At 43.6% G+C, this 15,354-nt stretch carries 18 protein-coding genes and 1 riboswitch; of the genes, 6 read left to right on the top strand and 12 right to left on the bottom strand.

The window, feature by feature from the left end; all coding sequences use genetic code 11:
* Positions 1-24 precede the first annotated feature (24 nt).
* A complete protein-coding gene (gene xylA, locus P7M01_RS06635) occupies positions 25-1,338 on the bottom strand; it encodes a xylose isomerase (RefSeq protein ID WP_317483554.1) in 1,314 nt (437 codons plus the stop codon).
* Between the two features lie 256 nt (positions 1,339-1,594).
* On the opposite strand from xylA, the gene xylF reads away from it, so the two are divergent.
* From xylF to P7M01_RS06615, 4 genes are all read left to right on the top strand, one after another.
* On the top strand, positions 1,595-2,593 hold the full coding sequence (gene xylF / locus P7M01_RS06630; protein WP_202936725.1) for a D-xylose ABC transporter substrate-binding protein: 999 nt from the start codon (positions 1,595-1,597) through the stop codon (positions 2,591-2,593).
* An 87-nt stretch (positions 2,594-2,680) separates the two neighbouring features.
* Entirely contained in the window at positions 2,681-4,195 is a 1,515-nt protein-coding gene (xylG, locus tag P7M01_RS06625) for a D-xylose ABC transporter ATP-binding protein (RefSeq protein WP_317475017.1), read from the top strand.
* 3 nt (positions 4,196-4,198) lie between these two features.
* Positions 4,199-5,326, top strand: coding sequence for a sugar ABC transporter permease (locus tag P7M01_RS06620; protein WP_317479977.1), 1,128 nt, complete (start codon positions 4,199-4,201; stop codon positions 5,324-5,326).
* 144 nt (positions 5,327-5,470) lie between these two features.
* Positions 5,471-6,649 carry a XylR family transcriptional regulator gene (locus P7M01_RS06615; RefSeq protein WP_317483553.1) on the top strand — a complete coding sequence of 393 codons (1,179 nt, stop codon included), beginning with the start codon at positions 5,471-5,473 and terminating at the stop codon, positions 6,647-6,649.
* A gap of 63 nt (positions 6,650-6,712) precedes the next feature.
* Here the strand turns inward: P7M01_RS06615 and ribB are convergent, their stop codons facing one another.
* Positions 6,713-7,348, bottom strand: coding sequence for a 3,4-dihydroxy-2-butanone-4-phosphate synthase (ribB, locus tag P7M01_RS06610; RefSeq protein ID WP_202936721.1), 636 nt, complete (start codon positions 7,346-7,348; stop codon positions 6,713-6,715).
* Between the two features lie 75 nt (positions 7,349-7,423).
* Positions 7,424-7,553, bottom strand: a riboswitch (FMN riboswitch).
* Between the two features lie 150 nt (positions 7,554-7,703).
* Between ribB and nadR the strand changes: the two genes are divergently transcribed.
* Positions 7,704-8,981 (top strand): multifunctional transcriptional regulator/nicotinamide-nucleotide adenylyltransferase/ribosylnicotinamide kinase NadR, encoded by a 1,278-nt coding sequence (gene nadR, locus P7M01_RS06605; protein WP_202936720.1) that lies wholly within the window; start codon positions 7,704-7,706, stop codon positions 8,979-8,981.
* Positions 8,982-8,989: 8 nt separating this feature from the next.
* The gene (locus P7M01_RS06600) at positions 8,990-9,673 is read left to right on the top strand and encodes a metallophosphoesterase family protein (RefSeq protein ID WP_317483552.1); all 684 of its coding nucleotides are present in this window, start codon (positions 8,990-8,992) and stop codon (positions 9,671-9,673) included.
* Between the two features lie 74 nt (positions 9,674-9,747).
* Here the strand turns inward: P7M01_RS06600 and rplQ are convergent, their stop codons facing one another.
* From rplQ to rpsE, 10 genes are all read right to left on the bottom strand, one after another.
* On the bottom strand, positions 9,748-10,134 hold the full coding sequence (rplQ, locus tag P7M01_RS06595; protein WP_202936718.1) for a 50S ribosomal protein L17: 387 nt from the start codon (positions 10,132-10,134) through the stop codon (positions 9,748-9,750).
* Positions 10,135-10,174: 40 nt separating this feature from the next.
* Positions 10,175-11,164 (bottom strand): DNA-directed RNA polymerase subunit alpha, encoded by a 990-nt coding sequence (locus P7M01_RS06590; RefSeq protein WP_202936717.1) that lies wholly within the window; start codon positions 11,162-11,164, stop codon positions 10,175-10,177.
* A gap of 32 nt (positions 11,165-11,196) precedes the next feature.
* Positions 11,197-11,817 (bottom strand): 30S ribosomal protein S4, encoded by a 621-nt coding sequence (rpsD, locus tag P7M01_RS06585; RefSeq protein WP_202936716.1) that lies wholly within the window; start codon positions 11,815-11,817, stop codon positions 11,197-11,199.
* 29 nt (positions 11,818-11,846) lie between these two features.
* Positions 11,847-12,236 (bottom strand): 30S ribosomal protein S11, encoded by a 390-nt coding sequence (rpsK, locus tag P7M01_RS06580; RefSeq protein ID WP_012072238.1) that lies wholly within the window; start codon positions 12,234-12,236, stop codon positions 11,847-11,849.
* 15 nt (positions 12,237-12,251) lie between these two features.
* Positions 12,252-12,608, bottom strand: a complete 357-nt coding sequence (gene rpsM, locus P7M01_RS06575) for a 30S ribosomal protein S13 (RefSeq protein ID WP_202936715.1) — start codon at positions 12,606-12,608, stop codon at positions 12,252-12,254.
* Between the two features lie 138 nt (positions 12,609-12,746).
* Positions 12,747-12,860 carry a 50S ribosomal protein L36 gene (gene rpmJ, locus P7M01_RS06570; protein ID WP_012072236.1) on the bottom strand — a complete coding sequence of 38 codons (114 nt, stop codon included), beginning with the start codon at positions 12,858-12,860 and terminating at the stop codon, positions 12,747-12,749.
* 26 nt (positions 12,861-12,886) lie between these two features.
* Positions 12,887-14,212, bottom strand: coding sequence for a preprotein translocase subunit SecY (gene secY, locus P7M01_RS06565; RefSeq protein WP_202936714.1), 1,326 nt, complete (start codon positions 14,210-14,212; stop codon positions 12,887-12,889).
* Positions 14,213-14,219: 7 nt separating this feature from the next.
* Positions 14,220-14,654 carry a 50S ribosomal protein L15 gene (gene rplO, locus P7M01_RS06560; RefSeq protein WP_202936713.1) on the bottom strand — a complete coding sequence of 145 codons (435 nt, stop codon included), beginning with the start codon at positions 14,652-14,654 and terminating at the stop codon, positions 14,220-14,222.
* 4 nt (positions 14,655-14,658) lie between these two features.
* Complete coding sequence (gene rpmD, locus P7M01_RS06555; RefSeq protein WP_005543631.1) at positions 14,659-14,838, bottom strand: 50S ribosomal protein L30; 180 nt, start codon at positions 14,836-14,838, stop codon at positions 14,659-14,661.
* 6 nt (positions 14,839-14,844) lie between these two features.
* Positions 14,845-15,345, bottom strand: a complete 501-nt coding sequence (rpsE, locus tag P7M01_RS06550) for a 30S ribosomal protein S5 (RefSeq protein WP_202936712.1) — start codon at positions 15,343-15,345, stop codon at positions 14,845-14,847.
* Positions 15,346-15,354 lie beyond the last annotated feature (9 nt).

The following is a 15,354-nucleotide window of genomic DNA, read 5'->3' as shown; positions in this document are numbered from 1 at the left end:
TTTCAACCGCACTTTACGATGGAATTAACGATAAATATAACCGTTCACCAAGTTTTCAAGATATTCCTGTCGACCGGAAACCGGTTTAGGATCCAATGTTTGCGCCACTTGAGCCAGCGCTTCAAGGGAAGATTTACCGGTTAAAATCTGTTGTCCCAATTCGCCGTTCCAGCCCGCGTAACGTTGCTCCAGCAGATTTTGCAACACATTATCTTCCAGCATTTTGGCGGCGCGTTTTAAAGATAACGCCAGCACGTCGATAGCGCCGATATGACCGTAGAATAAATCCTCAGGATCGATACTTTGACGGCGGATTTTCGCATCGAAGTTGAAGCCGCCCGTGGTTAAGCCGCCGGCTTTTAAAATTTCATAAAGCGCTAACGTGTTTTCTTCCACGCTGTTCGGGAATTGGTCGGTATCCCAACCGAGTTGCGGATCGCCGCGGTTGGCGTCGATAGAACCTAAAATATCCAAGGCGGCGGCGGTAGCGATTTCATGCTGGAAGGAATGTCCCGCCAAGGTGGCATGATTCGCTTCAATGTTGACCTTGATTTCTTTTTCCAAGCCGAATTGTTTTAAGAAACCGTAAACCGTCGCAACGTCATAATCGTATTGATGTTTGGTCGGTTCCTGAGGTTTCGGCTCGATTAATAAGGTGCCGTTGAAACCGATTTTATGTTTATGTTCCGCCACCATTTGCATAAAGCGACCGATTTGCTCGCGTTCCCGGCGTAAATCCGTATTTAATAACGTTTCATAACCTTCACGACCGCCCCACAATACATAATTTTCTCCGCCTAAACGTTTGGTGGCGTTCATGGCGTTAAACACCTGGGCGGCGGCACGGGCGAAAATTTCAGGATTCGGATTGGTGGCCGCACCGGACATATACCGCGGATGGCTAAAACAGTTTGCCGTTCCCCACAACAATTTCACTCCGCTTTCCGCTTGTTTTTGTTCCAGAATATCCACTATCGTATTGAAATTGCTGACATATTCCCGATATGAATTGCCTTCCGGCGCGATATCCACATCGTGGAAACAGTAATAAGGCACACCTAATTTGGTTAAAAATTCAAAAGCGATATCCGCTTTTTGTTTTGCCGCCGCCAGCGGATCCGACATTTTTTGCCAACTGCGATCAAGCGAACCCACTCCGAACATGTCATTACCGTTCCAGCAGAAAGTATGCCAATAACACACGGCTAATCGTAAATGTTCCGCCATCGTTTTCCCTAAAATCACTTCATTCGCATTGTAGTGTTTGTATGCGAACGGATTAGTCGAATCCGCACCTTCATATTTTACTTTTTCAATTTTGTCGAAGTAGTTTGTCATAATGGTTTCTCCTAAATGGACATGAGTGAATAACGTTCGCAAGCATCATCGGAAAAAATGAGATTACCCGCAATTATGTTATTTCGTTTTTTCATTTCGATAATTCGTAATTGTGCGGGGGATCACAGAAATGAAAAAACGTAATGACATTATCAAATCTGATAATTGAATTTAGCCGACAAGATGCTCAAACTTCGTTCAGAGCTAAGTTGGTTGTTGCTCTAACGTCATTAACCTAACTATTCGAGGTGTCATTATGAAAATGAAAACGGCTTTATTATCGCTTGTTGCGGCGGTTTCAATCTGTTGCAATCCGGCTTTAGCAAAAGATTTAACCATTGGCATGTCTATTGACGATTTACGTTTGGAAAGATGGCAGAAAGACCGGGATATCTTTACCAAAAAAGCGGAAGCTCTGGGCGCGAAAGTATTGGTTCAGTCGGCAAACGGCGACGATGCGGCACAAATTTCACAAATTGAAAATATGTTGAATAAAAATGTGGATGTTTTAGTGATTATTCCTCATAACGGCGATGTGTTAAGCAATGTGATTGCGGAAGCTAAAAAAGAAGGAGTGAAAGTATTAGCTTACGACCGTTTAATTAATAATGCGGACCTGGATTTTTACGTATCCTTCGATAACGAAAAAGTGGGCGAATTACAAGCCGGCGCAATTGTTGAGAAAAAACCGGAAGGAAATTATTTCCTGATGGGCGGCTCGCCTGTGGACAACAACGCGAAATTGTTCCGTAAAGGTCAAATGAAAGTGCTACAGCCGTTAATCGACAGCGGCAAAATTAAAGTGGTGGGCGATCAATGGGTTGACAGCTGGCTTGCGGAAAAAGCCTTACAAATTATGGAAAACGCCTTAACCGCAAACAAAAATAACATTGATGCGGTCGTCGCCTCCAACGATGCCACCGCAGGCGGCGCAATCCAGGCGTTAAGCGCGCAAGGATTATCCGGCAAAGTGGCGATTTCCGGTCAAGATGCGGATTTAGCGGCGATTAAACGTATTGTGGAAGGCACGCAAACCATGACCGTGTACAAACCGATTACCAATCTGGCGGATAAAGCGGCTGAAATTGCGGTGGCCTTAGGTAAAGAAAGCAAAATTGAATCCAACGCTAAATTAAACAACGGGTTGAAAGAGGTGGACGCTTATCTGCTCGATCCGATCGTGGTCACCAAAGACAACATCGACAGCACCGTTATCAAAGACGGTTTTCACACCAAAGAGGCGGTTTATCAATAATTCGGCAATGTAACTTCTCAAAAGTGCGGTCAAAATTTCTTACGTTTTTTCGACCGCACTTTCAACCCAAAATCCGAGGATGTTTTTATGGCTCAATTATTAGAAATGAAAAATATCACCAAAAAATTCGGTGATGTAACCGCATTACATAATATTTCCATTTCGTTAGAGACCGGGGAAATTCTCTCTTTATGCGGTGAAAACGGTTCGGGCAAATCCACCTTGATGAAGGTATTATGCGGAATTTACCCGCACGGCGATTTTAGCGGGGAAATTTATTTTTCCGGCGAACCCTTAATCGCCAAAGGAATTAAAGATACGGAAGAAAAGGGCATTTCCATCATTCACCAGGAATTAACCCTGGTCAAAAACATGACCGTGCTTGAAAACATGTTTTTAGGCAATGAAATGGTGAAATCCGGCATTACCGACGACAACGAAATGTATTTACGCTGCAAAACCATGTTAGAGCAAGTACAGTTGGATATCGACCCGAATACTAAAGTCGGCGAACTGGGATTAGGTCAGCAACAGCTGGTGGAAATCGCCAAAGCCCTCAATAAACAAGTCCGTCTTTTAATTCTGGACGAACCCACCGCCTCCTTAACGGAAAAAGAAACCGCAATTTTATTGGATTTAGTGAAAGATTTAAGCGCTCATAATATCGCTTGCATTTATATTTCCCATAAATTAAATGAAGTTAAAACCATCTCGGATAAAATCTGTGTGATTCGGGACGGCGAACATATCGGCACCCGAGCTGCCGCCGGTATGTCGGAAGATGACATTATCACCATGATGGTAGGGCGTGAAATCACTTCGCTTTATCCTCATGACGCGCATCAAATCGGCGAAGAAATCCTGCGGGTTGAAAACCTGTCCGCCTGGCACCCGATTAATACTCATATTAAACGGGTCGACAACGCGAAGTTCAAATTACATACCGGCGAAATTTTGGGCGTCGCCGGACTGGTCGGCTCCGGGCGCACCGAAATGGCGCAATGCCTTTTCGGTTCTTACCAAGGCAAATATCAGGGCGATATTTTTATTCGCAATCAAAAAGTCAAAATCCGTAATTGTGCGGAAGCCATAAAAAATCAAATCGTGATGGTTCCGGAAGATCGGAAAAAACACGGCATCGTGCCGATTATGGGCGTGGGGAAAAACATTACGTTATCTTCTCTCAGACAATTCTGTTTCGGCGGAAAAGTGATTAATGAAGCCCTGGAAGAAACCGTGATCAACCAATCCATTGCCAAATTAAAAGTGAAAACCTCTTCGCCGGAATTAGCCATTGGCCGCCTGAGCGGCGGCAATCAGCAAAAAGCCATTTTGGCGAAATCGTTGTTACTAAATCCCCGAATTTTAATTCTGGACGAGCCGACCCGAGGCATCGACGTGGGGGCGAAATATGAAATTTACAAATTAATCAACCGATTGGCGCAAGAGGGAATGGCGGTAATTGTGATTTCATCCGAATTACCGGAAGTGCTGGGCATTAGCGATCGCGTATTGGTCATGCATCAAGGACGAATTAAAGCGGATTTAATCAATAACAATTTAACCCAGGAACAAGTGATGGAAGCGGCGCTTAAGGAGTAATCTATGACTAAGTTGAAATCCATAAATTTACAGGTTTACATTATGTTTATCGCCATCGTGGTGATTATGGCGTTCTTCTTTGTGGCGACCGACGGCGCCTATCTTAGCGCACGTAACATTTCTAATTTATTGCGCCAGACTTCCATTACGGGGATTTTAGCCATCGGTATGATTTTTGTGATTATCTCCGCCGAAATTGATTTATCCGTAGGTTCCATGATGGGATTATTGGGCGGTTTTGCCGCTATCGCCGATGTGTGGTGGGGCTGGCCGTTGCCTTTAACCGTCGCTGTGACATTAGCCGCCGGCGTAGTATTCGGCACTTGTACCGGCTGGTGGGTGGCATACCGGAAAGTCCCGTCTTTCATTGTTACTCTGGCGGGCATGTTGATTTTCCGCGGCATGCTGGTCGGCGCGACCAACGGTACGACGGTTTCGCCCATCAGTAAAGAAATGACCGTAATCGGGCAAGGTTATTTATCCGATACAACGGGCATGGTTTTGGGTATTGTTGCGGTGGTTTGTTTCCTGTTATGGGGATCTTATCAACGCAAAGCCCGCCAAAATCTTAATTTATCCGTGCCTAACGCGGGAAAGGAAACCATGAAATACGGCTTATTCGCCATTTGTGTATTAGGCGCGATTTATCTGTTAAATGATTATCGCGGTATTCCGTTCCCGGTATTGCTGCTCGCCGTTTTAGCCGTAGCGGGGATGTTTATTGCCCGCAAAACGGCGTTCGGCCGGCATATTTACGCCATCGGCGGCAACATTGACGCGGCGAGATTATCCGGCATTAATGTGGAAAAAGTAAAACTGATCATTTTCTCTATTAATGGTTTTATGGTGGCCATCGCCGGCTTAATCTTAAGCGCCCGTTTAGGTGCCGGCGCGCCTTCCGCCGGTCAAAACGCCGAACTGGACGCCATCGCCGCTTGTGTCATCGGCGGCGCCAGCTTAGCCGGCGGGGTCGGCAGCGTTTTCGGCGTGGTAATCGGCGCATTGATTATCGCCTTATTGGACAACGGCATGAGCATGCTGGACGTGCCGACTTTCTGGCAATATATCGTCAAAGGCACCATTTTATTACTCGCCGTATGGATGGATACCATGAGCAAGAAAAAAATGTAACCGATAAAAAACTTTCGAATTTTTGACCGCACTTTATCCAAGTGCGGTTATTTTTTTGAACTAAATCACATCCCGACAACAAATCCGTTTTCTTATCCGTTAATTTGGCTATGATAATAACCTGTTTCAGTTCAGGGAATCCAAATGACAAACGAGTATAAGTATTATCGTATCGCACTGCTTTTTAACGCCAACAAAGTCTATGACAGGGAAGTCATTGAAGGCGTCGGGCAGTATATTCAGGCATCGCAATGTTTGTGGAATATTTTCATTGAAGACGATTTCGTTTACCGAAAGGAAAGTTTGCATCACCTGGAAATTGACGGCATTATCGCGGATTTTGACGATCCGGAAACCGTCGCCATGCTGGAACATACCGCCATTCCGGTGATTGCGGTGGGCGGTTCTTATCAGAATCCTGCGTTTTATCCTCATCATCCCTATGTGGCGACCGATAATTATGCCTTAGTGGAAACCGCATTCCTGCATTTAAAACAAAAAGGTATCAATCAATTTGCCTTTTACGGGTTGCCCGCCGAAACGCCGAAGCATTGGTCGCAGGAACGCAAAAACGCCTTCATGCGGCTCATGCGGAATTACGGTCATCAAACCTATATTTATCTGGGCGAACAGGCGCATTCCGATAATTGGCTTGCCGTGCAATCCAAACTCTGCAATTGGATCAGCCATCTGCCGCCGCATACGGGAATTATTGCCGTCACCGATGCACGAGCCAGGCATTTATTGCAGGCTTGCGAATATCTCAACATCGCGGTTCCTGACGAACTTTGTATTATCGGCATCGATAATGAAGAACTCATCCAATATTTATCCCGCGTATCGCTTTCTTCCGTAGTGCAGGGCACCAATCAAATCGGTTATCAGGCGGCAAAATTATTGGATCAGTTGCTAAAAGGACAGGCCGTCGCCTCAACACCGATTTTAGTGCCGCCGTTACGGGTGGAACAACGCCGCTCTACGGATTACCGTTCCCTGCACGATCCGCTGGTTATTCAAGCCATGCATTATATTCGCCATCACGCGACTCAGGGAATAAAAACCGAGCAAGTGCTGGATCACCTGCGCATTTCCCGTTCCAATCTTGAACAACGCTTTAAAGCCGAAATGAACAAGACCATTCATCAGGTCATTCATGAGGAAAAACTGGACCGCGCCAAAAATATGCTGAAATTCACCGATATACCGATTCAGGAAATCGCGGAGATTTGCGGTTACCCGTCATTGCAGTATTTTTATGCGGTATTTAAAAAAGAACACCGGCAGACGCCGAAAGAATTCAGAGAACAATTTTCGGCTTATTAAACCAAAAGTGCGGGCAAAAAAACGAAAGAATTTTTGCCCGCACTTTAATTGAAACGAAGATGGCTATTGCGCCAGATAGGCCGCTAAATCTTCAATCGTGACCACGGCATAACCGAATTCCCGCGCGAATTTGATCAACTGAGGCGCGCGAGCCATGGTGCCGTCGTCATTGGTAATTTCACAAATGACGCCCGCCGGTTTATATCCCGCCAATACGGCTAAATCCACCGCGGCTTCAGTGTGCCCGCGACGGGTTAACACGCCGCCTTTCGCCGCACGCAAAGGGAAAATGTGCCCCGGGCGGTGCAAATCCGACGGTTTGGCGCCGTCCGCCACCGCCGCTTTCACCGTGGTCACACGATCGGCCGCCGATACCCCGGTGGATACGCCTTGCGCGGCCTCGATGGTCACGGTAAACGCCGTTTTATTTACGCTGGTATTATTTTGCACCATCGGCGGTAAATCCAACTGCCGACAAAGTTCGTCCGTAATACACAAACAGACGATACCGCTGCCGAAACGGATAAGTTTTGCCATTTGTTCGGTTGTGATCGTTTCCGCCGGGAAAATTAAATCCCCTTCGTTTTCGCGATCCTCATCATCCAAAACGAGTACACCGTTGCCTTGTTTAAACGCATTAATTGCGTTGACGACGCGCTCTTCGGCAGTGCCGAATTGAGCAAATAAAGACTGATTCATAGTAAATTCCTTGTAAATACATCGTACCAGAATCAGGGCGGGAAATGGGAAAGACCGTTTTACGATCGCAAAACGGTTTATTCTCTTTCATCCAGACTGTAACTGTTGGCTTTGGAATTTCACCAAATCTGCTGACTTTGCCTTACGACAAACGCTCGCGGGCTTGACCGCCAGTAGGGAATTTCACCCTGCCCTGAGAATGCGGCGATAGTATAGCGCAATTTACAGGGCGAAAAAACGATTTTATTTATTGAATTAAATTACATAAAATAGACAAACAATAGCAATTCTCGCCGCACTTTCCGTTTTGTGCTACATTTTCATAAAGTGCGGTCAATTTTATGAGGGTTTTTCCATGTCATCCGAATATGCTTATCTACAAGAAAAACGTAAACAGTTGAAACTGAAAGTAAATGAGGTTTGTGAACAGGCCGGCATTACACGGGCTTATTTTAATCAGTTGGTCAGCGGAAAAATCAAAAACCCGAGTGCAAACAAGCTTTCCGCTCTACATCGCGTGCTACAGATTTCAGCCCAAAACGATAAGCGAATCGGCGTCATTTTCGGGAAGTTTTATCCCGTGCACACCGGGCATATCAATATGATTTATGAAGCCTTCAGTAAAGTGGACGAAGTGCATGTGGTGGTGTGCAGCGATACGGAACGCGATTTAAAGCTGTTTTACGACAGCAAAATGAAACGCATGCCGACGGTGCAAGACCGTTTGCGCTGGATGCAGCAGATTTTCAAATATCAAAAAAACCAGATTTTCATTCATCATTTGGTGGAAGACGGCATTCCGAGTTACCCGAACGGCTGGGAAAGCTGGTCTAATGCGGTGAAAAAGCTCTTGAAAGAGAAAAATGTCAAACCGACTTTAGTCTTCAGCAGCGAAATTCAGGATAAAGCGCCGTACGAAAAATATCTGGGTTTGGAAGTATCGCTGGTCGATCCGCAACGGAAATTTTTCAATGTCTCCGCGACTAAAATTCGCACTAATCCGTTTCATTATTGGAAATTCATTCCGAAAGAAGTGCGCCCGTTTTTCGCTAAAACAATTGCAATTCTGGGCGGTGAAAGCAGCGGTAAATCCGTATTGGTAAATAAATTGGCGACGGTATTCAACACCACATCTGCTTGGGAATACGGGCGTGAATACGTATTTGAACAACTGGGCGGCGATGAACAGGCAATGCAGTATTCCGATTATCCGCAAATGGCGTTGGGGCAACAACAATATATCAATTATGCGGTGCGCCATGCTCATAAGGTTGCCTTCATCGACACGGATTTTATTACGACGCAGGCATTTTGTATTCAATACGAAGGCAAAGCCCATCCATTTCTTGATTCGATGATTCGCGAATATCCTTTCGACGTAACAATTTTATTAAACAATAATACGCAATGGGTGGATGACGGATTAAGAAGTCTGGGAGATGCAAAAGAACGCCAACGGTTCCAGCAACTGCTTAAGAAACTCCTGGATAAATACAATGTTCCGTATATTGAGATCGATTCGCCGAGCTATTTGGATCGCTATAATCAGGCAAAATTAATTGTAGAAAAAATTCTGAACGAAGAAGAAATTGCGGATTTAACTCACGAAAACGGTTCGGTTTTTGAGCAATAGGAGGCGCTATGATTCTTTTCGCGGGTGATCCTCATGGCCGCTACGATCATTTATATCCGTTTCTGCAAAAAAAAGATGAAGAAATTGCATTAGTGATTTTAGGCGATTTACAACTGACCTGTTCCGATGAATTAGATAAACTCAGCGAATTGTGCGACATTTGGTATATTCATGGGAATCATGACAGTAAAACTCCGGCAGCCTTCGATGCGCTTTGGAACAGCAAATGGAAAACGCGTAATTTGCATGGAAAAGTCGTTGAAATTCAGGGAAAACGCATTGCTGGACTTGGCGGTGTTTTTCGCGGACAAATTTGGATGCCGCCGAACAAACCGCTATATTTTGACCCGATTCATTTTTGCCAATATTGCCCGCCGGAAAAACTTTGGCGAGGCGGCGTTCCGTTGAGACATAGAACGTCCATTTTTCCGCAGGATATAGAAATACTGGAACGACAACAGGCGGATATTTTAGTTTGCCACGAAGCGCCCAAACCGCATCCCACAGGTTTTTATGCCATTAATAATCTGGCGAACCAAATGGGAGTAACGCAAGTATTCCATGGTCATCACCATGAGAATTTTGATTATCACGGACTAAACAGAAACAAATTCGAGATAATTAATGTAGGTTTCAGAAGCTTGACCGATTCAACAGGGAATTACTTAATTAAAGGAATAGACGATCGTTAAATTATGAAATCGTTTATATTGGAATAAAATAAAAAGCTCACAATTAATTGTGAGCTTTTTTAATTTATGATGAATTATTCCGCAGCTGCTTCAGTCGCAACTTCCGGACGATCTACTAACTCAATGTATGCCATTGGAGCGTTATCGCCTGCACGGAAACCGCATTTTAAAATACGGGTATAACCACCTGCACGTTGTGCAAAACGTGGACCTAATTCATTAAATAATTTAGCAACAGTTTCAACGTTGCGAGTACGAGCAAATGCCAAACGACGGTTTGCTACGCTATCTTCTTTTGCTAATGTAATTAACGGTTCAACTACACGACGTAATTCTTTAGCTTTTGGCAATGTAGTCTTAATGATTTCGTGACTAACTAAAGCACTTGCCATATTACGGAACATCGCTTGGCGATGGCTGCTATTACGGTTTAGTTGACGACCACTCTTACGATGGCGCATGATCTTATCCTTCTCAGAAAAATCTTAATCTTTCGACCAATTAATCTTCAGCAATACTTGCTGGCGGCCAATTATCAAGACGCATACCCAGTGATAGGCCGCGTGAAGCAAGCACATCTTTAATTTCAGTAAGTGATTTCTTACCAAGATTAGGTGTTTTTAATAACTCAACTTCTGTACGCTGTACCAAATCACCAATATAGTGAATTGTTTCTGCTTTCAAACAGTTAGCAGAACGAACTGTCAACTCTAAGTCATCAACAGGGCGTAATAAAATCGGATCAAATTCCGGTTTTTCTTCCTTGACTTCAGGCTGACGAACATCACGCAAATCAACGAATGCATCAAGCTGCTCTGCTAAAATTGTTGCTGCACGACGAATTGCTTCTTCGGGATCGAGAGTGCCGTTCGTTTCCAACTCGATAACTAATTTATCTAAGTCAGTACGTTGCTCCACACGTGCTGCTTCTACATTGTAAGCAATACGATCTACTGGGCTATAACAAGCATCTACTAATAAACGACCAATCGGACGTTCTTCATCTTGAGTATGTGCACGCGCTGATGCCGGTACGTAGCCTCGACCACGCTGAACACGAATACGCATACTAATCGACGCGTTTTCATCAGTTAAGTGGCAAATAACATGCTCAGGATTTACAATCTCAACATCACCGTCATGAGTGATGTCACCAGCAACAACAGGGCCAATTCCAGATTTGTTTAGTGTCAGAAAAACATCATCTTTATTCTGAACTTTAACCGCCAGGCCTTTCAGGTTCAAAAGTACTTCAAGAATATCTTCCTGAACACCTTCTTTGCTACTATATTCGTGCAACACGCCTTCAATTTCTACCTCAGTTACAGCACAACCTGGCATTGAAGATAGAAGAATACGACGTAATGCATTTCCTAGAGTATGACCGAAACCACGCTCTAACGGTTCTAAAATCACTTTAGCATGCGTTGAACTAATCTGTTCAATATCAACTAAGTGCGGCTTTAAAAATTCTGTAACAGAACCCTGCATTTTATCCTCTCTTTGCTTTCAAGCTTTAACTATTATTTAGAGTAAAGCTCAACGATGAGATGTTCGTTAATGTCTGCTGATAAATCAGAACGTTCAGGAACACGTTTGAATACACCTTCCATTTTAGCAGAATCAACTTCTAACCAAGTCGGTTTTTCTTTTTGTTCTGCCAATTCCAATGATGCTTTGATACGAGCTTGTTTTTTCGATTTTTCACGAATTGCAATCACATCATCAACTGAAACTTGGAAAGACGGGATATTTACAACGCGACCATTTACAATAATCGCTTTATGGCTCACTAATTGGCGAGCTTCTGCACGAGTAGCGGCAAATCCCATACGATAAACTACGTTATCCAAACGACCTTCAAGCAATACCAGTAAATTTTCCCCAGTATTACCTTTCAAACGGTTCGCTTCTTTATAATAGTTACGGAATTGACGTTCTAAGATACCATAGATACGGCGAACTTTTTGTTTCTCACGCAACTGACTACCATAGTCAGATAAACGCGGTTTACGAGCACCGTGTTGACCGGGTGCTGTATCAATTTTACATTTAGAATCGATAGCTCGCACGCCAGACTTAAGAAATAAATCTGTGCCTTCACGACGGCTTAGCTTGAGTTTTGGACCCAAATATCTTGCCATTTTCTTTCTCCAATTATCCTAATGTCCGATTAAACACGACGTTTTTTCGGTGGACGACAACCGTTATGAGGAATCGGAGTCACATCTGTAATATTCGTAATGCGGAAACCCGCTGCATTTAATGCTCGAATAGTCGATTCACGACCCGGACCCGGCCCCTTAACCATAACTTCCAAATTCTTTAAACCAAATTCTTTAACCATTTCAGCGCAACGCTCTGCAGCAACCTGCGCAGCAAATGGGGTTGATTTACGAGAACCACGGAAACCCGAACCGCCAGCTGTAGCCCAAGCTAAAGCATTACCTTGACGGTCAGTAATAGTCACGATTGTATTATTGAAAGAGGCGTGAATATGCGCTACGCCATCTACAACTTGTTTTTTTACACGTTTACGTGCACGAACTGGTGTTTTAGCCATTAATATTTACCCCGACTATTTTTTGATCGGCTTACGAGGACCCTTACGGGTACGCGCATTAGTTTTAGTACGTTGACCACGTACCGGTAAACTACGACGATGGCGTAAACCACGATAACAACCTAAGTCTAAAAGACGTTTGATGTTAAGTGTTACTTCACGACGTAAGTCACCTTCAACGGTAAATTTACCAACTTCGTCACGCAGTTTATCAATCTGCTCTTCAGACAATTCGCTGATCTTCACATCTTCAGCAATACCCGCCGCTGCACAAATAGCTTGTGAACGAGTTTTGCCAATACCGTAAATCGCTGTTAACGCAATTACTGCATGTTTATGATCAGGAATGTTAATGCCTGCAATACGGGCCACTATGCACTCCTATATTTTAACTAATTTGACATACTGATCTTGAAAAGCCCGTTTCAGGATACTCAAACAGTATGTCAAGGACATAAATGAGCTGAGCAGTATAACTGCTCAACTTGTTCTTTGCAAGATATTTATCGATTAACCTTGACGTTGTTTATGTTTAGGGTCGGTACATAAAACACGTACAACACCTTCACGTTTAACAATTTTACAGTTACGACAGATTCTTTTTACGGAAGCACGAACTTTCATTGCTTATCCCTTTTATTCAAACTGGACTATTGTCCAAAACCTTTAAGGTTTGCTTTTTTCAACGCAGATTCATATTTACTTGACATCAAGTGACTTTGAATCTGAGCGATGAAATCCATAATAACCACTACGACGATCAACAAAGACGTACCACCAAAGTAGAATTGAACATTCCATGCTGACATCATAATGTACGGAACCAAACACACGAAAACGACATACAGACCGCCGATCAATATGAGACGGGTCATAATTTTATCGATATAACGCGAAGTTTGTTCTCCTGGTCTAATTCCGGGTATAAATGCGCCAGATTTTTTTAAGTTATCTGCTGTATCACGAGGATTAAATTGCATTGCAGAGTAAAAAAAGCTGAAGAACATGATTGCTATAGCATAAACAATCAAATAAATAGGTTGACCCGGTTGTAACATCATCGAAAGATTTGTTAACCATTCAAGGCTAGAACTCTCACCAAACCAAGACACTAATGTTGCTGGAAACAAAATAATACTTGAAGCGAAAATAGCCGGCATAACACTTGCCATATTCACTTTTAATGGTAAATGAGTTGAATGCCCACCTAAAATTTGTCGACCTTGCTGACGTTTAGCATATTCAACTTTAATACGTCTTTGTCCCCGCTCCACGAAGACAACAAAATAAGTCACCGCAAAAACAACCGCAGCAATTAACAAAAGAACCAGAGGATGCATTTGCCCTTGACGCGCCTGCTCAATTGTTTGACCAATAGCAGATGGCAATCCAGCCACAATACCAGCAAAGATGATTAGGGAAATTCCGTTACCAATGCCACGTTCGGTAATTTGTTCACCTAACCACATTAAAAACATGGTGCCTGTGACTAAGCTAACCACAGCAGTGAAGTAAAAACCGAATCCTAAGTTAGGAACTAACCCAGGAAGCATATTAGGTAAACCTGTTGAAATCCCGATTGCCTGCAAAGTAGCAAGACCTAAAGTCGCATAACGAGTATATTTACTAATTTTGCGACGTCCGCTCTCACCTTCTTTACGCAATTCACCCAATGTAGGAGAGACTGTTGCCAAGAGCTGGATAATAATCGATGCCGAAATATACGGCATGATTCCCAATGCAAAAATAGATGCTCGACTTAAAGCACCACCAGAAAACATATTAAACATGTCAATGATGGTGCCTTTTTGCTGCTCAATCAATTGGGCTAATACGGCTGCATCAATACCAGGAACCGGGATGAAAGAACCAATACGGAAAACGATCAATGCACCTAATACGAAAAGCAAACGACCTTTTAGTTCATTACTACCGCTTTGGGTACTTCTATTTTGATAACCTGGTTTTTTAGCCATTTATTAATTATTCCTCAACTGAACCGCCAGCAGCTTCAATAGCTGCTTTAGCACCTTGAGTTACGCGTAAACCGCGGACAGTTACCGCAGTATTGATTTCACCTGCTAAAATCACTTTAGCGAATTGAATATCTTTAGTAACTACATTCGCAGATTTCAACGCTTCTAAAGTGACGACATTACCTTCAACTTTAGCTAAGTCATTTAAACGAATTTCTGCAGTTACCGCAGCAATTTTCGAAGTAAAACCAAATTTCGGTAAACGACGGTATAAAGGCATTTGACCACCCTCAAAACCACGGCGAACTTTACCGCCGGTACGGGATTTTTGACCTTTATGACCACGACCGCCGGTTTTACCCAAACCGGAACCAATACCACGACCAAGACGCTTAGCGCTATGCTTTGCTCCTTCAGCCGGAGATAGAGTATTTAAACGCATTCTCTTACTCCTCCACTTTAACCATGTATGAAACTTGGTTAATCATACCGCGTACTGCCGGAGTATCAATTAACTCAACGGTATGGTGCATATGGCGAAGACCAAGACCACGCAACGTAGCTTTATGCTTAGGTAAACGAGCGATTGAACTACGAACTTGTGTTACTTTAATAGTTTTAGCCATTATCAATTACCCCAAAATTTCATCAACGGTTTTACCGCGTTTAGCAGCAACCATTTCTGGTGACTTCATATTTGCAAGTGCATCAATAGTTGCACGAACAACGTTAATTGGGTTAGTTGAACCGTATGCTTTAGAAAGCACATTACGAACGCCCGCAACTTCTAATACTGCACGCATTGCACCGCCCGCGATGATACCTGTACCCTCACTAGCCGGTTGCATAAATACGCGAGAACCAGTATGAACACCTTTAACCGGGTGCTGTAATGTACCATCATTTAAAGCCACGTTAATCATATTGCGACGTGCTTTTTCCATTGCTTTTTGGATTGCTGCCGGAACTTCGCGAGCTTTACCATAACCAAAACCGACGCGACCATTACCATCGCCCACTACTGTCAAAGCAGTGAAACTCATGATACGACCACCTTTCACAGTTTTTGATACACGGTTTACCGCGATTAGCTTCTCTTGCAGTTCACCAGCTTGTTTTTCGATGTTTGACATCTCAATATC

The organism is Exercitatus varius, from assembly GCF_029577735.1.
Lineage (GTDB): Bacteria > Pseudomonadota > Gammaproteobacteria > Enterobacterales > Pasteurellaceae > Exercitatus > Exercitatus varius.
This window is presented reverse-complemented; position numbering and strand designations above follow the sequence as displayed.